This window comes from Brevibacillus sp. NRS-1366, from assembly GCF_050467985.1.
In genome coordinates this window covers 207,064-230,044 of record NZ_JBITPN010000011.1, presented here as the reverse complement: position 1 = coordinate 230,044, position 22,981 = coordinate 207,064, and the positions used below count along the sequence as shown (strand labels likewise).

The following is a 22,981-nucleotide window of genomic DNA, read 5'->3' as shown; positions in this document are numbered from 1 at the left end:
GGTTGGCGTATGAGGAAAGTGGCCAGGTAAAAGGTAATTTTATAATGAGGGTATAAAGTCTTCTAAGACATTAGCGAAGCACCGTTCAGCTGGAAAAGAGGGTATGATGGAGCATAATCAACTGATAGAGGCGGCGGAACAATTTATCCGTACATGTTATAGCGAGCTTGGCAAGTCGACCGATGAGGCTGAGCAGCGTCTGCGAGAGGTGCGTCATGAGATTGCGTTACACGGCTATTATGAACATACAGATGAAGAGCTTCGTCACGGCGCAAAAATGGCCTGGCGCAACAGCAACCGGTGCATCGGCCGATTCTTTTGGGAATCGCTGCAAGTGCTGGATGAACGGCAGCTGGAGACAGAAGAAGAGGTGGCACAGGCGCTTCTACGGCATATCGAATTTGCTACCAATGGAGGGAAGGTACGCCCTACTATTTCCGTTTTTGCACCGTACAGGGACGATCGCCCACAAATATGGCTCTGGAACCATCAGCTCATTCGGTATGCCGGCTACGAGACGGAATATGGCATACTGGGTGATCCCGCCTCCATCGAGTTGACCAAGCTGTGCGAGAGCCTGGGCTGGAGTGGAGCAGGAACCAATTACGACGTACTGCCGTTAGTCGTGCAGATCGGGGAGAGACGGCCGCAGTTTTTTGAGATTCCGCCTGAGCTGGTTATCGAGGTAGACATTACCCATCCGGAAATTGCGGGCTTTGCTGATCTGGATTTGAAATGGTACGGTGTTCCGATCGTCTCTGACATGCGGCTTGAAATTGGCGGAATCGATTACCAGACAGCTCCCTTTAACGGCTGGTACATGGGGACGGAAATCGGTGCGCGAAACCTGGCTGACGGGCAGCGCTATAACATGCTGCCGAGGGTGGCAGAGATCATGGGTTTGGACACCAAAAGAGAAGCTACATTATGGAGAGACAAGGCACTGGTGGAGCTGAATGTTGCGGTCCTGCACTCTTTTAAAGAACACGGAGTATCCATCGTCGATCACCATACAGCAAGTCAGCAATTCAAACGGTTTGAAGAGCGAGAAGGGAAATGCGGACGAGCAGTTACAGGCGACTGGACCTGGCTCATTCCCCCAATCTCACCGGCAGCTACGCACATTTTTCATAGCGCGTACGACAACAAAATGGAAACACCGAATTTCTTTTATCAAGACAGACCCAGTTTGTTCAAATAAAGCCTGGACCTGCTACAAGGCGTTGCAAAATGTTGCGAATGAGAGTTCGTGACATTTTTTTTTTGCCGTGATGTCACACAAAGGGGGATCTGGAACGTTATACCAGTTGAAAGGAGGGAGAGCGTGGACAGAAATGAAATAAATGAACTCCTGGATGCGATTATTCAAGGCGCGGAAGACCGTTATGGTGAAATCATGCAACGCTTTCAAGTGCCCATTTTTCACTACTGCTATCACATCTTGGGAAATAGATACGAAGCGGAAGACGCAACCCAAGAGGTCTTTATCAAGGCTTACCGCCACATCCCAAAATACAATCGGGATATCCCATTCGCTGCTTGGCTTTATAAAATCGCCTATCATCATTGCATTGATCTCATTCGAAAAAAGAAATGGCTGCGCATTTTGCCATTTTTGGAGGTCACGAGGCAAAATCAGTCAGACATCGAGCAGCATATTGAAAACGTCTATTTCAGCGATGCTGTCTATCTCGCCATGGCTACACTTTCTGTAGAAGAGCGGACGCTTCTCCTATTGCGGGGGGTAGAGGAAAAGACTTACGACGAAATTTCTTTGATCATGAACAAAAATGCAGCAAGCTTACGCAAGAAATTCGAGCGCACGGCAGCCAAGTTCCGGTCCGCGTATTCTCCGCCAGAGAAGGGAGGGGTGACGCATGAAGATTCCGAACGAATCGCGCGCGAGTATTAAAGAGCTATTTAACGACCCTCGCATCCCAGGGCAAATCGACGTCACCACTTCGGTCATGGCTAGAATTAAACAAAACAAGGAGGGCTTTTTCGTGAAATACAAAGTGAGTATTCTGGTTGCGATTGGGCTGTTCGCCAGCATCACTACAGGCTATGCGGCTGTCCATTATTATCAATTGAAGAATCCGCAGGGGGATGTCATTTATCAGGAGAAGGATGTATCCCAGTCAACCGTCAACACCGTGCAAAAACCTGATTCCGAGATGGAGGCATTTCTGAAGAAGCGTTGGGAAATCGAGGATAGACTGGAGCCAGGTACTGCTGTTGCTGCCTATATTGTTCCTCATAATCCGAATAAAAGGGTCATTACCATCACCAAGCCTTTTGAATATGAAACATGGGCAGCATTGCAAGAAAAGGTTGCCAAGCAGGCGATTGTCCCTAAAGCGCTGCCAGGTGGCTTTGAGTTTTTGAACGGGAAAGTCGAAACAGGCGTTAAGCGAGAGTACAGCAAAGAGGCGCTGTATCAGCAGGCAGAAAATAATAAGAAAGAGTATGTTGAACAGCCATTAGAGAGAACAAATGAAATGGATTACGTAGATGCAACCTATCAGGCCGGTGAGCGATACGTAAATGTCCACATCTCCAATTTTGACGATGCTGTAGGGAACACGGTCTATACGGCGAACCTCGACAAACAAAAAAAGGAAATAGTGAAAGTGGGTCAACTAGAAATTTTATATACAGAGGAAGATCGGGGAGACCGGGTTGACAAGGAAATGGTGTGGGTCATGGAAACCGCAGGGAAACAAGTACAGTATCGGGTATCCTCGAGTGGAGCGGTTCTGAACAAAAATAATGTGGAGAAGTTTGTCAAAGCCTTTTTACCTGCTACCAAATAAGAAAAATACCCCTCTTGCCGTAGTTTTAGTCTGCTACTGGCTCGAGGGGTATTGTGTTTTTTACCGATTGTAGTAACTGCTGAGCGCCTGGAGAAGTCCTAACGGATTTTTCCGCAAGTCCTTTGCGCTAAAGAAGACGCTTCCTTGGACTTCCGGGTGCAGGGTATTGTAATTCAACTGGTTGATAATCTCCTGGGCGTTTTGCCAGCCAGCTTCCGCAGTTCCCAGTTTATAAGGTGAATGTCCGATATAGAGTTTGACATTCGTTCCCCGCACTTCACTCGACCACCACGTTACGAGCTTGTCGTATTGGGCAGGAGCAAAGGAGAGGCTCCAGTAAATTTGTGGTGTCACATAATCCATCCAGCCCTGCCTGATCCAGGTTCGCACATCCGCATACATGTTGTCATAGGCGGTGACTCCGGCTTTGGTGTCGGAGCCTGTTTGATCGACAGCGATATTACGCCATACCCCAAATGGGCTGATTCCGAACTGTACGTTAGGTTTGACGTTTTTGATGGATTGATTCAATTGTTGAACGAACGAATTGATATTGTCGCGGCGCCAATCGGCTTTTGTCGCGATTTTTTTACTGTTGTAAGCCTTGAACGTCGCATCGTCATTAAAGGCTCCATTGGATGGATAGAAGTAATCATCCAAGTGAACGCCATCAATGTTGTAGTTTTGTACGACTTCCATTACTTCAGCGATGATTTGCTGACGTGCTTGTGGAATACCGGGGTTGATATACAGCTTGTTGCTGGAATTGACGATCCAGTCAGGATGTAACTTGACTACATGGTTAGCGGCCAACTGATCTGTCTTGGCGTCCGTATTGGCACGGAACGGATTAAACCAGGCGTGGAATTGCATGCCTCGTTTATGTGTTTCCTCTACCATGAAAGCAAGCGGATCATACCCTGGACTTTTCCCTTGAGTACCGGTCAAGTACTTGGACCAAGGAACCATCGAAGAAGGGTACAGGGCATCGGCGGAAGGCCGTACCTGCACGAATACGGCGTTCATGCCCATGGTCTGCAGCTCATTTAACAGTTGGATGTATTCTTGCTGCTGTTTGGCCTGATTTCCATAGGAGCCAGTGGAAGGCCAGTCAAGATTGAACACTGTCGATACCCAAACACCGCGCAGAGAGCCATTAGTTATGACTGGTGTGCCGGGAGTTCCCGAAATGTCTGCCGGGGCACCACCAGAGTCATTGGTTTCTCCGAGAATGTCCTGTGGAGGAGGCGGCGATACGACAGCTACATTTCCCGTCAGCAAGGAAATCTTGCGAGTCGACTGCTCCCAGTTGACCTGCAGGCCCAATTGCTCGGACACAAAACGGAGCGGAACCATGACTCTTCCCTGCTTGTTCTGCACAGAAGCATCGAGCGGAATGCGGCTATCGTTTACCAGAGCAGTCTTCTGGTTAATGGCCATGGACAACACGGTACTGTCTTTCAGGATCGTTGCTGTCTGGGCTTTTTGATCCCAGGAAACCTCTGCTCCCAGGCTTTCGCTGATGACTCGCAGCGGAACCATCGTAACGTTGACCTTGGGAATTATGTACGGAGCGACGTCACTTTTGATTTGTTGCCCGTCCAAATAGATGCTGATGCCAGGAGAAGTCTCGGCAGCCTGCACGGACATCCCCATTGCTGGGATACATAGTACGAACATAAGCAAAAGCATAGACCACTTGCGCACCTTCATTTTGCGAATCCTCCGACACGTATTATTTGCTGAAAAACTCTTGCTAAGCGTTAGACGTTTATTATATCGCTTTGTTTCGGTAGATTGGGAGGATAATTGTATGAATTCGGTAGATTCGGGTCAAAGAGAACCACCCAAGCTTTGAGGGAATAGGCAAAGACAAAGAGCAATTTCACGGAGAGGAACAAAAGAATGGATACCTATCTCCAAGAAAAAGTACCTATTGTCTTTGTTCCGGGGTTGTTTGGCTCGATGAGCAATCAGATTATTCCGGGGACAGGAAATTGGAATTTTGGGTTTGCACGAATTGCCTATGAACCGTTTATCCGCATATTGGAGCAGATGGGCTATCGACGGGGCGAGCAGCTGTTTATTGCCTTTTATGACTGGAGACAGCCAATCGCATATTGCGCAGAACAGTATCTCATCCCCACTATCGAATGGGCAAAGCAAATAACCGGGTCCAGCAGAGTGAACCTGATTTGCCACAGCATGGGAGGGCTTGTATCGCGGGCCTATGTACAGGGCGACAACTATAAGTGGGATGTAGATCAACTGCTTATGATGGCTACTCCCAATGCGGGTTCACCTGTCAGCTACTGTTACTGGGCGGGAGGAAAGCTTCCTCGAACCGTTTCCCCCAAAAAGAATGTGGTCGAGTTGTACATGAATGTATATTTAGCCTATTTGGAGCGCCGGCTCCCGCGAGACAAGGTCGAAGCAGTACAAAAGCATTTTCCGAGCTTGCTTGATCTGGTACCTGGTGAGGCATACGGTGATTATTTGCTGGAAAAAAGAAATGGGATTGAAGCATTCGTTCCCTATAGCAGCATGGTTGTCCAAAATCAGTTTTTGGATCATTTAAATAGCCGGATGGAAGTGATTTGGGAAAGAAATATTGAGGTAACGCTCATTGCGGGGATTGGCCAACAAACCATTCAATATTTGCAGACCGTTCCTTCCGTGTCTCCTAAAAGATGGGTGGATGGAAGGCCGATCAGTGCGGTCAACAGCAATGTCGGTGACGGCAATGTGATGGCTACCAGTGTTTTAGCCATGATCGGCGAAAAATATGTTGTGCAGGCTACCCATCTGGATATTTTGTATAAAAGCGAAGCCATTATCAGATATAAGCTGCAGGCTTAATGACAAAAGGCTAACCACGCAGAATATCGCGGTTAGCCTTTTGTGATGGAGAAAAGGTGGGGATTTAATAGGCAACACTTTTTGAAACAAAACCGACTAACACATTACCATTGGCATCTTTAGTTGATCCGTAATACCAGTCACCACTCTCTCCAACGACCTGGACAAGGGTGTCTTTTAGGGCATAACCTCTACCTATGCTTTCAGAGGAAGCTGTTGAGAAAAAGTATCCCTTCTCGGCATGAATTTTGACAGCCTTGGGAGTAATGGAAGAGTAGGTAAATAGCAGATTTCTCGATACATATCCTTGATCGAGGGTGACAAAATCGGGAAGATTTCCGGTGTCTTTGAGCTCGAAGCCATACCACAAGGTTGCGGTTACAGTTGAGTCAGCAGAAGGATTGGAATAAACATTCGTATTATCCACAGCTACGATTGTTTTCTTCGGGAGTACGACCTGCGGCTGTGCCTTTGGGGTAGACGGCTTTTTGGGAGCAGGGGTTGAAGTAGTGCTTTTACTCCCGGAAGAGCTTCCACCACCGTTATGATAATGATACTGTCCGTACTGCAAACCCCATTTTTCGCAATTGGTTCTACAGGTATGCCCTCCATTTGCATCTGTTCTTCCAGGATGGGCCTCGATCATTTGCATGGGTAAGAAGAATAGAAGCAGCATGAGTGCAAGGAAGCTGGTGATTTTTTTCATGGACATCCTCCTTTTTGAGATTCCCATAATTATACCAGTAGATTCCATTTATGTAAGTCTGTTTGTCTTCTGAAGCGAAAGAGTAAACCTCGCGACAAGGGAGCTTTTTCCGTAAACGGCTACTGGGTGCGTATCCAGCCATCTTTTCCGTCATATTCAATCTGGTACCAGCCATTCAGTTCGGTTACAACCCGCATCGAGCTATCAGAGGTGGGCTGACCAATCATTTCATACTCTTCCCCAGGTCCAGCGTACACAGTGATTTGGTGTGGCGCCTGGCCATCTGGCGGGGGACCTGATGGGGGATTCCCTGATTGCCCGGCCTCATCTGTCTCTGTTGCATCTTCCGTGGTGGCTTCGCTGTCGGCAATCTTGCTATCGTAAACAAGCCCCGATTCGTCCAAGGTGAATACGGCGAATTCCTGCTCTCCCTTGCCCACGGCATTCTTTACGACGACATGTCTAGAGTCTATTACAGTAAATTCGTCTGCCTCCAAGGAAAAGCGTTTCTCAATAGCACCTTTTGAAAGATCGGGAAGAACTCCTATGTAAGAATGCAAGCGTTCCTTCCCAGTCGCTTCTATCATAATTAGTGGAGCTTCTTTCTCGCCGAGCTTTTCCGAGTTGCTGGCTTTTGCTGATTTCATGTCCACTTCACTCAAAGCTTGATCCAGATAGAGGAGGGAGTCATCAGGCATTTTTGCAGCAAAATAGAGACGTTGATCAGCTTCGTCCAGCCCAAATGCGTACAGTTTAGCTCCCCAACGTTCGGTTCCAGAGAGGAGAGAAGAGAACGTTTTGTCCGGATATTTACCTTTTAGCAGACGAGCCGGGTCATAGGCCAGCCACTGCTCTTCCGCGCCAGAAATGAGCTTCGAAGTGTCCATGAGAGCGTTTAGTTCCTGATAGAGCTCAATCGCCTTTGTAAACTGGCGAGAGCGGATATGCTGCTCGGCTTGCTCGATACGGCTTTCCAGGTGGCGAGTGATGGCCATAAGTACGGCGGAGTCACTCGGCAGTACGTCCTCGATCTTTCGATAAGCGATTGCCTGTTCAATAAAGGCGGTCAAATCCTTTTTATGAATCGATTGATTGATCTCGCTCTGTGCGAAGCGTTCCAGTTGCGTGACGAGCCAATCTGCCTTTATGCCAATCTCTCGATAGACGCGCAAGCTTTTGGCTGTTTGGGCTACGACATCTGCAAAAGGATGGGATGCTGTCAACATGCGCAGCTTGGTCTTTTCATAGTGCTGAAACAAAGTGGCGAGCTCGCTCTGTTTCTTTTTCGTGCCTCCGAAATACTCATCCGGGATCGTGACGAGGGTGCGAATAAACGATTCGTTCTGGTAATTTTCCTGTGCTAGATTTGCCTTGGACTGATCTTTGGCGTCTTGCAGGGCGAGTTTGTAGTAATCAGCCCATTCTTTTTCCATGCCGAGATGACTCGACAACTGTTGAAAATAAGTTGCCAGCTCGCCCTGTTGTTTCTCGTGGTTTTGGCGCAAGGCTTGATAGCGTTCATAGGTTTCTAGCACTTGTGAATCTTGCTTTGCAGAAATCGCCGAGCGCGCTTCCTGCAGGAGAGCTTCGAGCTGCTGGCGGGTAGCCGATAGCTGGAGCATCAATGAATTCCACTGCTCATCTCCATAGGAAATAGCCGTGATGTCATTGGCTGACGAAAAAAGCTGCTCTGCCTTGATCAGGTTCTGGGCGTTGTAATATTCCTGGGCCTGCTCATACAAGGTCATTTTTTTATAGCCCAGACTTACTTTTACAAGAGCAGCGATCAGCGCAATGGAAAACAGCACGAGCAAAATATTCCGGGCCCAAAGCGATTTTTGATAGGAAGAGATCGTCATGAGAGGCTTCTCCTTCACATTACTCCTTTAAAATCAGGGTCAAAGGCATAATGGGTATCTACTCTTTTTTTCGCAGCTTCGTAGAGTCGTTCCCAGCCTTCGTGACGATGCGTGCGCGCCATTTTCGCCAGACGCAGCAATCGCTCGCGCGGCAGGTAATCAATAAACTCGATGATAAGCTCCTGATATTGCTCTACATACGTTTTCATGCGAAGGGCAGCGCCTGCCACCTGTCCGATTAATTGTTCGCCATTCTCCAATAGCAGAATTTGTGCCTTGTAGCGATTGACGTAATCCAGCACTGCTTTTTTTACCAACCAGGGTTGTACCTTGACCACTTCGCGCAAATATTCCATAAAATCTTTGTCATATGTCTGCGGAACCAACGTATCTAGCTCCAGCTCCATGTCCTTGCGCAGTACGTAATGATTGAGAAACATGATCTTGCGGATTTTGATTGTATCCGACTGAATAAAATGTCCGATTTCTCTTGTTTTCTCGTAGGCGTCCTTGATCCGTTCTTCTTTCACGTCAGCGCCGATTTCTTCGAGATGACGAAGCAGCGATTTTTTGATTGCCTCTTGCTCAGCTGTGAGAAAGCGCAGAAACTGCGCGTCTTTTTCATAGGAGCCGTACTTTTTTTGGATGACGAAAAATAGAACAACCAAGAGGGCGCCGATGCCAAATGCGAGAGAAAGCTGCAACAGGGTATCGGCAGAAAGGACCGCCAGACAAATGAATAACCCGAGCAAGAGAAACCGGGTCTGGACATAGCGGCGTGTGACTTTTGACGAAAGCTGACGAATGGGCGTATAGGCTCTCCCACAGTCCTCGCAATGCGTGTCCCATAAAACATGATACGTATGGCATCGTTTGCAGGCTTGAATGCGTTCGAAGGTATGGGCAGTTTTGCGACTTTTACGGAATTGGACACCGGTTCTTTTTCTCATGGTCTCTCCCTCTTTTCATTCAGCAAGGCATGAAGGTGCTGATCGATCTCAGGATTGGAGAGATTGCGCTGTTTCAGTCGAAGCAGCTTGAAAAAACGGCCTGCTATTAGTACGAAAGCAGCAAAAAGAAGAAAGTAAGTTAACATAAAAATTCTCCCAAATGAAAGTGTCGAAACCTGTAACAAAGAATCATGTGGTATCGTATTACGTGTAGGGGCAATTATCTATTTCTTTTTACTACTATATACCCGTAAATCTTGTGGTAATAGTGGCATAGTCTTACTTTCTTTGCAATAGTTCTCAAATACTGTGCGTAGAGGGGTTCTGGAAATATGTTACGATTCCAAGTGTTGTGTCGATACGTAGTGTGTCTAGCACTACTGCTGGTAACCGTCATCTCAGGCACCCAACATGGTTTTGCGCAAACCAGCGGAAGCAACATGGATGCCGTACTGGTCGTGGATGTCAGCAATTCCATGACTCAAAGTGATAAAAACAAGGTAAGCAACGAAGCGATGAAAATGTTCGTCGACATGACCTCGATACAAGCGAACAAGATCGGCGTCATCTCCTATACCGACAAGATCGAGCGAGAAAAGGCGATGATCCAGGTCAACTCAGAGCAGGATAAAAACGATATTAAGGCATTTATCGACAGTCTGCAAAAAGGAGCATACACCGATATTTCCGTCGGGGTAGAAGAAGCAGTCAAAATTCTGGATGCAGGACGCGATCCAGCGAATGCGCCGATCATCGTGCTCCTGGCTGACGGGAACAACTTTTTGAACAAGGCGTTTACTCGAACCCAGGCCGATTCTGATCGAGATCTGGCGGAAGCCGTCAAGACAGCTCAGTCAAAAGGCTACCCGATCTACACGATTGGCCTCAATGCCGACGGACAGCTAAATCGCAGCACGCTTCAGCAGATTGCGGCAGACACCAATGGTAAATTTTTTGAAACAAGCACAGCGGACAAGCTCCCGCAAATATTGAGTGAAATTTTTGCCAATCATTTAAAACTGAAAGTTGTCCCAATCAAAAGCTTTACCTCCAATGGACAAGTACAGGAAGTGCCGATCTCCATTCCCAATGCGAGCGTCCTGGAGGCAAATATTTCGATCATGTCGCAAAAAGCGGTGGAAGTGAAGCTGACAGGCCCGTCTGGCAAAGAAGTGACGCTGCCTTCTGATCAGGCGCGGCTCTCTCGGTCGAATGCGTACACCATGATCAAGCTGGTGAGGCCGCAGCAAGGCGATTGGAAGCTGCAAGTAAAAGGCGTGCCAAAGGAAAAGATTGATATCAATATGATCTTTAACTACGATCTGCAGCTTGCGATGGAGCCGGTAACGACCAAGAGCTTCAAGGCAGGGGATGTCGTTCCAGTAAAGGCAGCGCTGGTTACGGGCGGGCAAAAGGTAGCGAGCCCGGATATCTACAAACAGATGAAGGCGACACTGCTCGTCAATGACAAGACTGACAACAAAACAAATGAGATTGCCCTGAACAATACAGGCAGCGGATTTGAAGGAAGCTTCACAATCCCGGCTGACCATTCGTATGAGCTGAAAGTAAAAGCGGAGGATACGAGCTTTTATCGCGAGACGCCGGCCCTTTTAGTCGATGCCACCCAAGGTGCAGGGGCAGGTACGACCTCGCCTCAACCACCAACTACAGGCGATCCATCCGCTGAATCGAAACCATTTCCATGGATGACCGTAATAGGAGGTACCGCACTTCTTATTCTCATAATTGGAGGAGGCTTGTACGCACTCTCGCTCTGGCGCAAGGCGAATAAAGGCTTCGCCGGTCAGATCGCCATCGAAATCGTGGATGAGGATACAGGCGACAAATCGAATCCGCAGTACAAAAAATTGAATGCTTTTAAAGGAAAGGTAAGATTGCATCAGCTCTTGCAGCTCGCCCCTGAGTTTGCCGAAACAGAGAAAGTTATCTTTTTGCCAGGGAAAAACGATACGCTGATCATCGAAAATCGTTCGAGTTGCCGAATTGAAAAGGCAGGACGCGTGTTGGATGTCAGCCGTGGCAAGGAACTCAAGAAAAACGATCGAATCAAGATTTCCCTAACCAATGTAAACAAGTCCGTTTTTGTAGACTACATCGTCTAGGAGTGGATCATTTATGAAAGCAGTCGTAAGAGAACATATTCAGCAATTGGATGTATCGCTAGGCGGAGGGATCGTCAGCGACAAGATTCGCGTAGATACGATTGACAATCCGATGCTCGTCATCGGTTTGGGTGGGACGGGTATTGATGCCCTGCTCCGCTTGAAATATCAAGTGAACAGACGCTTCAAGCTGCCGGTAGATGCGCTTTCGAAAAAGCGGAAGGAAAAGCCGGACAATATCGAATTTATCGCGTTTGAAACCAATGAACATGATCGCAATAAAAAATACAAGGGCATCGGACTCGATCCAGTCACTGAGTTTGTCCTGTTGTCCAATCCCGAAATCGGGGGCGTATTGCAAAACCGGAGCATCCTGGAGCCATATATCACCGATTGGCTCTCACCAGAGCTGACGATTACAGACGGAATTAGCGGTGCATCCGGGGTACGTCAGGCAGGACGTCTGCTCTTGTTTACGAAGATCACGCAGGTTGTCCAAACGATTGAGAAAAAGATCAAGATGCTCTGCGAGGGCACGAATAAAAAGCTGACGGTCTTCCTTTTAAGCGGTCTTTCCGGAGGAACGGGCAGCGGTTGCTTCCTGGACATCGCTTATATCGTGCGCGGTATTTTGGAGCGCGACTTCGGCAGCGGCGGAGTGGACAAGGTCAATACACTGGGCTACCTGTTTACGCCAGACGTTAACTTGTCGAACAAAAGTCTCAGCTCCCATACGCGTGATTACATCATGAAGAACGGCTATGCAGCGCTGAAAGAGCTGGACTACTGGATGAATGCAGACGAGCGCATGGAGCGCTTCCGTCAGCAGTATGGCAATGTACTGACCGTACAATCGCCGATGCCGCCATTCAATCTGTGTCATCTGATTTCCGCGACGAATCTCGAGGGCAAGGCTTTGGAAAATGCCTACGATTACTGCATGAACGTCACGGCGGAAAACATCACCAACTTCATGGCGAGCGAGGAAAAGCGCTCCGGCGAAGAATTCGCGATCCATGACTATATCAGCAATATCCGTACGAATATCAACCAGATGCCAAAAGCATATGCGGCTAACTATCAGTACAACGTCATCGGGGCTTCTTCCGCTGTCCTACCCATTGAAGAGATGACTACTTATTTGGCGTACCGCCTGTTTAAGAAAATGGAGAAAATGTTTACCGTCGCCCCTACTCAGGAGGACGCAGAAAAGTTTGCGCGCAAGCTGGGGATTGATATCGACTCCATCTCGCGCAAGTTTGAAGAGCGCGTTCCTGAGCCGTTGCCTGGCTATGAAAACAGTGAGCGACTGAACTATAGCAATGTCATTTCCCAGCAGGTCGTAAGCATCGATCACGAGCTGGAGCAAGGCTATCTGGCCAAAGCACGGGAAGCTTATATCAAGTGCAAGAAGCAGACACCAGGAGATATGATCTCTGTATTTGGAGAAATGATTACACGTGTTTTCCTGCATCCGCAGCAAGGGCCATTCTACGCATCTCGTCTGATTCATTCGGACAAAGGCTATTGCCTGATGAAAATGATCCTGTCTTACGTGGAGAGCCTCAAGGCCAATCTGGAGAGCTTCCCGCGCGAGATCGAGGGCGCACGTGAAAATGCGAATGAAAAGCTGGGGGATGCCCGCAGCGCCTTTATCTCCAAGGAGAAAAAGAAAAACCTCTTCATTGAAGCGAAAATCAATGAGTATCAGCTTCTCGCCGATCAAGAAAAGCTGGAGCAAATGATTGAATTCTACGAAGAGCTGCACCGTTTGCTTAATGCGGAAAACAATCGAATTTACAACGTGTTCACGGAAATTTTGAATACGCTGAACCAGATTTTCGAACAAAATGGCGACATTCTGATCAACGGTGGAGAAGAGAGTGACCGTACCGGTAACAAGACGTATTACTGGAACATCGTCGGCGTACCTGATATTGCCAAAGTCATCGGCAACATTTTGGAGCAAAAAGAAGCAGACGATTTGATCCGCGACTTCACGAGCGAGCTGCTCCGCCATTCCGATCAGTGGGTGAAGGAGCAGGAGCTGGATATCGTGAGCTCGATTTCTGAATTCCTGTCAGAGAAGTTCGGAGAGCTGATCACCAAATCAATGGAAGAATTCCTCGTGATCAAATACGGTCAGGACGAGACGCTCGATCGCATCGTGGAGCGCAAGATTGCGAGCAAACTGGACGAAGAGGCGATTCCGGTCTTTCACCTCAGCAACAACCTGGGCAACATGCACTTCCCGTCCTGGGGCTTCGTATCTGTACCGTTGAAAGCTCCAGCTATTTTGAAAGGAATTAAAAACTATCAGGATACGGCTATCAGTGGGTCGCGCTTTACTGTAAAAGAGAGCGAGGTCAAAAACCGCATATTCTGGCTGAATACGAAAAATGGGATTCCGCTGTTCGTTTACACACCGCTGAAAGTATACGAGGAAAGCTACGAGCGCACGATTCTGGAACGCGAAGGGATTGGTCGCCACCTCGTTCAAACGGAAAAGAACAACTGGGCGTACCTCCCGTCGCCGATTCCCGAAAAATCATGGGGAGACACATACCAGAACGACCGGATTAAAGCATACAATGCCAAGGTGCGCCGCTTGTTCGACGTCGCGCTCGGCTACGGAAGCATCCGGGAAAAAGGAAGCGACAGCAAAACAAGCAGTCGATATGAATGCGTCATTACCAAGCCGTTCTCCGTTGCTGCCTTTATGGCGAAATATCAGGAGCAAGGCGATGTATCCAAGCTGAGCCCAGGCGAGATCAAGCGTGCACTTTCCGAGCTGAAGGGCTTTAGGAAGGACGGTTTGGAGCAAGAATTTACCCGTGATGTATTCGGCAGTATTAATGAAGATATGGCAAAGGAAAATCTGATTCGTTATCCAGAACAAATTCGTCTGATCGAAGAAGAGGTGCGCAAATACCAAGAAATCGAGGCGAAAATTGCGGAGCTGGAGCAAATCGTAAATGCTATTTTGGGCGAGGAAGAGCTGGTTACCCGATTTATCGAGGCACTCTACACAGACACGATTGTGAAACGTGGTGCGCTCTACGTCTATGACAAGGACGAGGAAGAAGAAGCGTGGGAGCCGTTCGTCAATTTGATGAAGGTAAACAAGCACGTGGAATTCGCTATCTATGAAAAGTTCCGCGGATTGGATCACAAGAGCATGGCTGCCCTTCAGCGCAAGGCTTCGCGCCGCAGTGACGCGTTTGTCTCTGCCGAGGATACAGAAAAGCTGGTTGCCAAGCTCGAGGAGATTGCTGCTGCTCTCCAATCGGTGAAGAGCGATCTGGAGTACGACCGTGATGAATTCGTCAACGGAGAAGAGCTTTACCAGTTTTACAAAAAAGTGTGGTCAAAAGTAAACGATATGCGCAAGACGCTGCAATAAGACAGGAGGAAGCATGAGGGATTTGATTGGAGAGTTTGCGACCCATTACGTTACGGATTTGGAAAAACAACTGGATAGCGGAAATGGACAGCCAAGCATTCAAAACCCTGTGCTTTTCCTCTTTCTTGGGGATAAAAGCGTGGAGGCACTGCGAGCTGTTTGTGCCAACAATGAAAAAAGCTGGCAAAATAGTCACGGTGTCCTCTACGTACACGCCTACCAAGATGAAACATGGGAGCATCCCCAAGTGCTTGGTTGCCGCCTGCCCCGTCCAGATACAAACAAGCAGACGATGCGCGCTTCGATTCACGAACGTTTCTTGCAGGATGAACCGTTCAAAATGGAACTGAACAAGGCAATGAAGCTGGCTAGTGTACGGGTAGCCGAAATGGGCAAGCTGTTTACCACCTTTCAGCAGGTAAATATTGCTGTAGTGACCCGCGCCGACGACCCCGCTGCCATTTTGTTGCCTGAGCTGACCTTGCTGCTCAAAAGCTACTTGGGTGAATTGTTTAAAAACGTGTCGGTCGATTTGTATGTCCTGCTTCAGGAAAAGAACAGCGGAGAGGCATTTGGCTTTTCGGCTGCACTGGGCGTCAGCTTTTTAGAGGAGATTAACCGTTACCAGCGCAGTGATTACCATTTTTCTGAAAATCTGCTGGTGACGGAGGATCTCGTCAAGCTGCCAGTCGAGCATAAGCATGCACCGTTATTTTCATTGGTCTATCTGCTCAGCGACAAAACGGAGGATGGCTTGTTTCTCGAAGCCGGCATGCAGGAAAATTATGAGCTGATCAGCAAGCTGGTACTATTAAACAACAAAAAAGCCGAGGATGAGTTCAATGAGAACAGCGAGGGCTACAACAAGCTGCAATTCATCCGAAGTATTACGGTAGATACGGGTCAAACGACTTTTGCGACTGCCGGCTTGTCCAAAGTGAAGCGACCTACGCATGCGATTGCGTTAACGGTGCTCTCAGCCGTCTTTGATCGGTATTGGGAACGGCTAAAGGCTGGGGAGAATCTCCCGAAAACTAAGGCAAGGGAAAGGCTGGGGCTCACCGCGAACGATTTAGAGCGTAAAATCAGGTCGATCATGCCAGAGGATCATACACTTGAAGAAATGATCGGGTTGATGACATCGGGTGTAAGCTACAGTGAGCTTTCCGGTATGAATCTGAGGGAAGCAGAGCTCGCTTTGTTTGACGGTAGCAGCCAAGCTTTTTTTGAAACCAATGTTGCACGTGGGGCCAGACAGCGAGTAGAAAGCCTCGCCATACGGGAATCGCTAGCGCACCTGATCCAACGAGAATGGATTGATGACGAGCGATTGGGACTTTATGCCGCTTATCAGTTGACGAGCGAGCAGGCAAGCGGAGCGAATCTTTTGGAAGAGCTGCGCACAGGTATTCGGGAGACTACACGTCAACTAGAGTATACAAAAGCTGAACTGGATGATATCTACCTAGAGCGTGTAGATCGACAGGAGATTAGAGTTGGCGGTTTTTTCACAAGAGATAAAGAACGCGTCAGAACGTTTGTCCGTCATTTGCTTCATGTGGTGTACAGCAAAAAGTTCGAGCTGTTGGAGTGGGAATTGACGCTTGCCCTCCTCTTGCACTTAGAAAAGCAGGTTGAGAAGCTTCACAAGCAGATTGGACAGCAGGTAGAAGAGCTGGAAGCCCTACAGAAACAGCTTCGAGAGAATGCACAGAAAAGTGTCAGGGAAGCATCCGACTATCTCGGCAAAAACATGGACGAATACTATGAATCTGTCGTGAGCGAGACGATCCGGTCACTGGAAGCGCAGCGAGGGACCGGATTCTATCTGGAATCAAGGTATATCGGCAATGGCTCTCTCCTTTTCCAAAGCGGAATCGTTGGATTGGTAGAGCGTTTATGCCAGTTTTGCCGGACTGAGATTCTTACCCGTTCGTCATTTGCCTTGTCCTTTGAAGCGGAGCTGCTCGCACGTGCCAATGTCGCTGCTGCTTATGAGAACAGGACCGTATTGACCAAGGAGGACTTGTTCCAAGACCTGGATCTTGCCCTCGAAAAGCGCGCTGCGGTCCACATTGAAGTCTTTCATTTCCTGCAAAAACACCGCTATGAGGAAAAGTATTTGTTTGCTGATATCCACAATGACTTTGTCCAGTATGTTCTGCGGTCAACAGAGGGAGGGCGAACCTACAAGCTGGGCTGTATCCACGAGGAGCAAAAAAGTGGAATTGAAAAAATCAACCTGATGGGCGGATTTGGCACGGAAGACCTGATGTTTTACCGCAACAACAAGAAATACCATGCTTCCTATGAGGAGAGCGGGTTTGTCTTTCACCGCCGGGGAGGGGATGAATCGTCATGAGTCAAAGAAAGCTGAGTCTGCTCATGGTTTTATGTAGCCTGGTGGGTGGCGTAATTGGATTTTTAGTGGGAGAAGTGATTCTGGATCAATTAGCTGGTGAGCTTCCGCAATGGGCGTTAATGGGTCTTTATTTTGGTCAATATGCCTTTTTCGTAGGATTGATGTGCCTGATCGCGGAAATGATTTCGCCACGACTAAACGGATTCGGATGGAAGCAGCGTTATCTGGGGTTCTCCTGGAAAATGCTCGTACCAAGCACGCTGGTGATGGTCGGGGTCGCTTCGATGCTGCTCCAGCTCCTGTACGGCTCGCAATTTCAGCAGGCAAGTGGTGCGGGCAATATCGTCATGGTGCTGGATACGTCGGGCAGTATGAGTCAATCTGACCCGGATAATCAATTGTTCAAGGCAGCGGCAGACATGGTCCAGAAAATGGACAGCGACATGAAAGTTGCCGTGGTGACCTTTAATGATCAGATAGACGTATTGCAGCCTTTGGTGGCGCTTAACAGTAAATCGGTCAGAGATGAAGTGGTCCAAAAGCTGCTCAATCATACAGGAACGGATGGAGGCACCCGGATTGGCCTTGCGCTGCAAGCAGGCTTGGAACAGTTGCAGGCATCCAATCAAGTGGAGAACAGTACTATAGTGTTGATGTCTGATGGCTATAGCAATTTGGATATGGCCAGTACACTGGCTCCCTTCAAACAAAATCATGTCTTGATTCATACGGTGGGCATGAGTAAGATCGATGCGGCAGGAACCCAGCTGCTCGAACAGATTGCAGCAGAAACAGGGGGCCAGTATTTCAATGTCGAGCACGCCGACCAGATGACAGGAATTTTTGGCCAGATTTACGATATGAGCAGACAAGACCGTACCTTGGTATCGGAGCGGACGGGTGCGACAGAGGAAAGCCTCTTTTACACGATTTTGCGCGTGGTTAGCCTGCTTATTATTGGAGGGCTGCTCGGGTTGGCATTGGGGCTGATTTTTGACAATCGCCATCTGGCAAAAAGCTTTACGATTGGCGGAGCGGTAGCGGGTTTGCTCGCTGGTCTGGTATTGGAGATGGGCCTTATGTCCATTGATTTGCTCGACATGGTGGTGCGCTTGATTGCTTGCGCCCTGTTGGCAGTTGTTTTAACGATCTTTACGGTTTTCTTCCCAGCTTCGGCAAGTGGAGGGTCCTCTTTTCAAAAGCGGATGCTTCCAGGAAGAAAAAGCCCGCGCGCTCTGGAAGCTGGTAATCGAAACAGCAAGCGGTTTGATTTGTAAGGGAGCATGATGAGTCATGATCAATAGGGAAGAAACGCAAGAGAGATTAATCAAGGATGTCACATGCCAATACCAGGGGAGCGAGTACGTGCTCAACTGGTATTGGGCAGAGAATGTTCCTTGTGTCTATGTGCACAAATCCCCATTCGACAGCCCGTTTGACTTGACCGCGATCGACGAGGGTCAGCTAAAGCTGTACACCCGTGAGGAATACAAGGTGCACAAAGGCTTGCGAGAAAAGACGGAGGGGATTGGACGCTCTACGTACCGGATTTTCCCCTGCCGGCTTCAAAATGGCAAGCCAGTGCTGTTGATTCCGAGCGGCGAGGCGCACATCATCCATGTCAGCACCGGAAAAGCCAAAATCATCTATTCCTTCAAGCGGGGACGCAGTTGGTTCAGCTCGTATCAATCCTTGCAAATCCGCATTTTTTCAGAGATTCCGATCCCTAAGGATGTGCTTTGCTACGTCAAAAAAGAAGGATCACCCCCGACTCACAAGGATGATGGTACCAGGTACGCCTTCATCCGCGATTTGGAGCCTGGAGTCAACCTGATGCCAGAGATCGAGGTCAAGAAAAAGGACGTCATTCGGCTCTTTTTTACGGATGGAAAAAAGTACGGGGAACTGTACGAATTGATACCCGAATAGGAGGGGAGCGCCATGCTGACTTTTTTGAAAAACATGTTTGAGAAGAAGCCGCCAGTGAAGGAAAGACTTCCTTTTTACGATATTGTCTGCCCGTACTGCTTTGCCAAATTCGAGCCGGATCAGGTCGTCTTTCGTGCAACCCATCATCGTCAGGACGACGAGGATTATGCCTTGCAGGAGGACGAGATTCTCAATCAGTACAGGGATAAATTCGGGCTGGATGCCATTGACGAGCTGGAAGCGATTATCGACCCGGAATCGATTCCGCCCGAGAATCATCTGTACGTCGATCATGTACTGGCAGGCGTGACAGATCGTTATGGAATGGTGTCCAAGCGCAGACTGTGCCCGAAGTGCCATAACGAGCTGCCCATCACGGCGGGGAAAGCGCCGAGCAATATCATTTCCATTGTAGGCGCTTCCCAGGTAGGCAAGTCTGTCTACATGACTTCCCTCATCCATACGCTGCAAAATACGACCGCCAATCATTTTGATGCTGCATGTATGCCGCTCAATGCGCAAATCAGTCGAAAGTTCCGCGAGAATTACGAAGCCCCTTTGTTTGAACGGGGACAACTCCTCGATTCCACGCAAAAAGAAAAGCGGCAAGAGCCGTTTATTTTTCAGTTCATTTTCAAAGACAGCGAAAAGGCACCGCTGATCCTTGTCTTTTTTGATGTAGCGGGTGAAGGGATGGTCGATCGGGAGTATTTGGAGCTGTATGCCGCGCATGTGAAAAATTCATCAGGCATTCTGTTCCTCGTCGATCCGCTGCAAATAAAGACGATTCGCGATCGGGTCATGCTGCAGGCTGGCGATGAGCCAGGCGAGTTTACGGCCAGATACGATGAGCCGCGCGAGGTAGTCATTACGCTGTTTGAAAACTTCATCGGCTATCAGGAACAGAGCAAGACGCACATTCCAGCGGCTGTTGTCCTGACCAAGAGCGATATGCTTCATCTGATCAAGGAAGAGGACGGCGAATACATCAAGTCCAACAGCAATGTTTTCCGCAATTTTGTCCATGAGCAATATTTGAATACGACGGAATTCGAAAACATCAATGGAGAGATCAGCCGCTTCATTGAGAAAGTCGATCGACCTTTTAAAGACGCACTGGAGGTTTACTTTACCAACACGGCCTACTTCGCTGTATCCGCGCTGGGAAGCAATCCGATTAACCAGAAAGTAAGTGGTGTCGTGACGCCGATTCGGGTCGATGAGCCGTTTATCTGGTTAATGCATCAACTGGATTACATCGAGGGGAGGGAGCGGTAGTGAGCCGTCAGCCCATTTTGCAGCAGTTCTACACCCGCGGGCGACAGGGGATTTTCCGTTCGAACGAAGGATACGATACTGTCGCCAAATCGCCAGGGCTGGACAATACATTTATCAAAAAGACGCTCCATCCGTTTTGCGTCTACCATGCGCCACGAGAGCTGCAAGAAAGAGCGGAGGGAGATCTGTCGCTCTATCCAGAGGCGCTCGTCTGCTTTCACACTGATTCAGGCGAGATGGTGCTTGGCAGAAGCGTATTTGTCGGGGCCGACTTTACGGGGCAGCGTAACACATTTTTCAGCCACAATTACGTCATTCCCACCGAGCGGCGCGATGAGTTCATCAAAGAGCCGAGCAAGATTTTTGGGGTACGTGCCTTTGCCCGCCAGCATGATGATTCCATGGGTAAAGAGCTGCCGTCTTTGGAAGCTCTACCGCAAGAGCCTGTTTCTTTAGGCGATCGGAAAAAGTGGCTCTCGCAGCTGGGCGTAGACGAACGGATTTTCAAGCAGCTTTTGTATGCGGTGATGTCATCGCTCTCGGTAAAAAAGAAAGTGTTCATCAGTCTGGATATTGAGGTCAGCGGGTTGTCATCTATGGCTTCCGGTCTGTTGGAGATTTTGTATAGCTGCCTGCCTTATGAAATGCGCAGGCATTTTGGCTTTCTCACTTACAGCAATGAACCAGAGAGCAAAAAGCATATCCATGTCATGTTCGTCGAAAAAGGGAGCATTCGATCTGGAGGCGGACACAGCGACAAGGACTTTTTGTTTGATTTGGGCCTTGGACGCATCCATAATGTTGACCTGCAAGAGGGAGTGCATGAGTATCTCGACTTTGCATGGGAATTCCTGAACGATTCGCGCATCCTCACGTCGTTTCATTCCTTTTGCGAGGAAGTGCTTGCCGGGGCTGACACCTCAATTACGCTGCGCCTTGGCACCTATTACGAGCTATGTGCCCTCTATTTGCTTGAAAAAGGGCGGATGTCCGTCTATGACCGAAATCGCGCAGGGGTTTGGCAGGCGCTGAACAGCTATCTGGCGCACACGGGATTGTCCCGCAAGCAGCGTTTGCTCGATCTGCAAAGCGCGCTGTTTCGCGTGGAGGCAGAAGACCTGGCTACGAAAAAGCTTCCGGAGGGCGCGACGATCCAACAGATGATCGAGTCATACGGGGCAACCAAGCAAAACAGCCTGCAAATGGAGCTCATCCGTTATGTGATGGATGTGCTGATGAAAGCAAAAGCCCTCCGGCAGAGCGGCTACGTGGCAGAGGTGTACAAGCATTTGTCCAACAATCAGGATCTGTTTGGCTTTATGATGCGGTCGATTGTAGGGCATAAGCAGCTCGCAAAGCCGTTGTTTGAAGATTATTTGGGTGAGCGTCTGGCTGCTGTGACCGAGATAGGTCAGCTGCTGCAAGAAATCAAGTTCTGGACAGAAACGGCTCCGCAAGCACTGCGAAATCCTTTTTTCATTACGGCAACGATCGAAAAGCTGCTGAGCCTGTTCGTTCGTGAAAGGCAGAAGCTGGACGTAGCCATTTCGAATCATCAGTTTTTTGAAAATCTGGACGGTACACGCGGATACGCGGAGGAGCTGTTGGACGAGCTGGACAAGTCCCTCTTGAAGCAGCTTGTTTTGGACTCGCTCACAAAAGAAGATTTTCAAAAAGTTGTCGCTCTGTTGGAGGAGAAGCCGCAGAGCTTTTTCGGGACACTGGATCTGGAAAGTCGCCAGAAGCAGGAGCTGATCCTCAATCTGGCGTTGCTGCTTGAGCAAAAAAGCACGCCCCACCCGGCAGAGTTTTTCCGCAAATGGGACCCGGATGAGACGGAGGCACAGCAGCGCATCATTCAAAACATGCTCGGCACTCCCCTGGACAAGGACAGCTTCCCACTGGTGGCGCTCGTCTTTTATCGGGACGATCAATTCGGTCAGGAAGGCTTTCACTTTGCAGAAATGCTTTCTTATGTCCAGCAAAATGGCGGAGAGGCTGTTGTACATGCGTTTGTTCAATGGACGATGACACAGCGGATGTTTTTTGAAGGTAAAGACATGATGCCTGCTTACCGACAAGCACTCAAACAGTTCTTCCTGGAGGACAAAGGGCGCAGATTGCGGAATAAAGAATGGCGAAAACGCTGGTCTGCGATTCGAAATGCTGATTTTCGCAGGCTCTTGGAGGAAGTACGGAGTGAAACAGCAAACCCGTTTGTCAAGCTCTTTCAGAGCAAAGCGTTTATGACCTCAGGACTAATCGTCCTGGTGGCTGCAGGTACATGGGGTGGCTACATGTTTTGGGGACAAGCACCAAATAGGGAGGGAGCAAACGGGCAAGACCCATCTGCTTCAGGGACAACAGAGCATGTGAGAGTTCCTGCAGCGACTGTATGGATTCCAGCGTACCGTCTTATGATGGACCCGCAAATCGAACCGGTTGTCGGCTCTGCTCCTATGAACCAAGTAAGCACACCTGATAAAACAGCCAAACCAGCTACGCCATAGAAAACCGCTTTCGATGTGGTTTTCATATAAAATGTCACAGTTTTGAACATGATATGTCATAGGTTTTCAACTTTAATATGTTATATGACTTATACCCTGTAACGGCCTAATATATACTGCTACAGGGTTTTTTCGTGTTCAAAAATAGTATGATCATAGGGGAAAAAGGAAGAGCATGATATACAA

16 protein-coding genes are annotated in these 22,981 nt (G+C 48.6%); 11 read left to right on the top strand and 5 right to left on the bottom strand.

The genetic code is table 11. The annotated features are described in order from the left end of the window. The first annotated feature begins 106 nt into the window (after window positions 1–106). The 3 genes from ACIFQN_RS06605 (at window position 107) to ACIFQN_RS06595 (ending at window position 2,813) form a co-directional block, all read left to right on the top strand. Window positions 107–1,201, top strand: a complete 1,095-nt coding sequence (locus ACIFQN_RS06605) for a nitric oxide synthase oxygenase (RefSeq protein WP_429832283.1) — start codon at window positions 107–109, stop codon at window positions 1,199–1,201. 123 nt (window positions 1,202–1,324) lie between these two features. Next, window positions 1,325–1,912, top strand: a complete 588-nt coding sequence (locus ACIFQN_RS06600) for an RNA polymerase sigma factor (RefSeq protein ID WP_429832253.1) — start codon at window positions 1,325–1,327, stop codon at window positions 1,910–1,912. After that, complete coding sequence (locus ACIFQN_RS06595) at window positions 1,878–2,813, top strand: hypothetical protein (RefSeq protein ID WP_429832252.1); 936 nt, start codon at window positions 1,878–1,880, stop codon at window positions 2,811–2,813. Before ACIFQN_RS06600 ends, ACIFQN_RS06595 begins: the two co-directional genes overlap by 35 nt. Before the next feature lie 60 nt (window positions 2,814–2,873). Here ACIFQN_RS06595 and ACIFQN_RS06590 read toward each other — a convergent pair whose 3' ends face one another. Then, window positions 2,874–4,526 (bottom strand): family 10 glycosylhydrolase, encoded by a 1,653-nt coding sequence (locus tag ACIFQN_RS06590; RefSeq protein WP_429832251.1) that lies wholly within the window; start codon window positions 4,524–4,526, stop codon window positions 2,874–2,876. A gap of 192 nt (window positions 4,527–4,718) precedes the next feature. On the opposite strand from ACIFQN_RS06590, the gene ACIFQN_RS06585 reads away from it, so the two are divergent. Further along, window positions 4,719–5,672: a lipase/acyltransferase domain-containing protein gene (locus tag ACIFQN_RS06585; RefSeq protein ID WP_429832250.1), complete on the top strand. Its 954-nt coding sequence runs from the start codon at window positions 4,719–4,721 to the stop codon at window positions 5,670–5,672. A 64-nt stretch (window positions 5,673–5,736) separates the two neighbouring features. On the opposite strand, the gene ACIFQN_RS06580 is transcribed toward ACIFQN_RS06585, so the two are convergent. From ACIFQN_RS06580 to ACIFQN_RS06565, 4 genes are all read right to left on the bottom strand, one after another. Then, a complete protein-coding gene (locus ACIFQN_RS06580; RefSeq protein WP_429832249.1) occupies window positions 5,737–6,378 on the bottom strand; it encodes a YHYH domain-containing protein in 642 nt (213 codons plus the stop codon). Between the two features lie 119 nt (window positions 6,379–6,497). Then, window positions 6,498–8,237 (bottom strand): SH3 domain-containing protein, encoded by a 1,740-nt coding sequence (locus ACIFQN_RS06575; RefSeq protein WP_429832248.1) that lies wholly within the window; start codon window positions 8,235–8,237, stop codon window positions 6,498–6,500. Between the two features lie 14 nt (window positions 8,238–8,251). After that, entirely contained in the window at window positions 8,252–9,187 is a 936-nt protein-coding gene (locus tag ACIFQN_RS06570; RefSeq protein ID WP_429832247.1) for a hypothetical protein, read from the bottom strand. Continuing rightward, the gene (locus ACIFQN_RS06565) at window positions 9,184–9,333 is read right to left on the bottom strand and encodes a hypothetical protein (RefSeq protein ID WP_429832246.1); all 150 of its coding nucleotides are present in this window, start codon (window positions 9,331–9,333) and stop codon (window positions 9,184–9,186) included. The genes ACIFQN_RS06570 and ACIFQN_RS06565 overlap by 4 nt, the downstream gene beginning before the upstream one ends. Window positions 9,334–9,519: 186 nt before the next feature. On the opposite strand from ACIFQN_RS06565, the gene ACIFQN_RS06560 reads away from it, so the two are divergent. From ACIFQN_RS06560 to ACIFQN_RS06530, 7 genes are read left to right on the top strand one after another with little or no spacing between them, the layout of a single operon-like run. Continuing rightward, window positions 9,520–11,313, top strand: coding sequence for a vWA domain-containing protein (locus tag ACIFQN_RS06560; protein WP_429832245.1), 1,794 nt, complete (start codon window positions 9,520–9,522; stop codon window positions 11,311–11,313). 13 nt (window positions 11,314–11,326) lie between these two features. Next, window positions 11,327–14,716 (top strand): tubulin-like doman-containing protein, encoded by a 3,390-nt coding sequence (locus ACIFQN_RS06555; RefSeq protein WP_429832244.1) that lies wholly within the window; start codon window positions 11,327–11,329, stop codon window positions 14,714–14,716. A 13-nt stretch (window positions 14,717–14,729) separates the two neighbouring features. After that, the gene (locus ACIFQN_RS06550; protein ID WP_429832242.1) at window positions 14,730–17,078 is read left to right on the top strand and encodes a hypothetical protein; all 2,349 of its coding nucleotides are present in this window, start codon (window positions 14,730–14,732) and stop codon (window positions 17,076–17,078) included. Then, on the top strand, window positions 17,075–18,355 hold the full coding sequence (locus ACIFQN_RS06545; protein WP_429832240.1) for a vWA domain-containing protein: 1,281 nt from the start codon (window positions 17,075–17,077) through the stop codon (window positions 18,353–18,355). Before ACIFQN_RS06550 ends, ACIFQN_RS06545 begins: the two co-directional genes overlap by 4 nt. A gap of 16 nt (window positions 18,356–18,371) precedes the next feature. Continuing rightward, window positions 18,372–19,007 (top strand): beta-mannanase, encoded by a 636-nt coding sequence (locus ACIFQN_RS06540; protein WP_429832239.1) that lies wholly within the window; start codon window positions 18,372–18,374, stop codon window positions 19,005–19,007. Window positions 19,008–19,019: 12 nt separating this feature from the next. Continuing rightward, entirely contained in the window at window positions 19,020–20,285 is a 1,266-nt protein-coding gene (locus ACIFQN_RS06535; protein ID WP_429832238.1) for a TRAFAC clade GTPase domain-containing protein, read from the top strand. After that, a complete protein-coding gene (locus ACIFQN_RS06530) occupies window positions 20,285–22,795 on the top strand; it encodes a hypothetical protein (protein ID WP_429832237.1) in 2,511 nt (836 codons plus the stop codon). The genes ACIFQN_RS06535 and ACIFQN_RS06530 overlap by 1 nt, the downstream gene beginning before the upstream one ends. The last annotated feature ends 186 nt before the right edge of the window (window positions 22,796–22,981 follow it).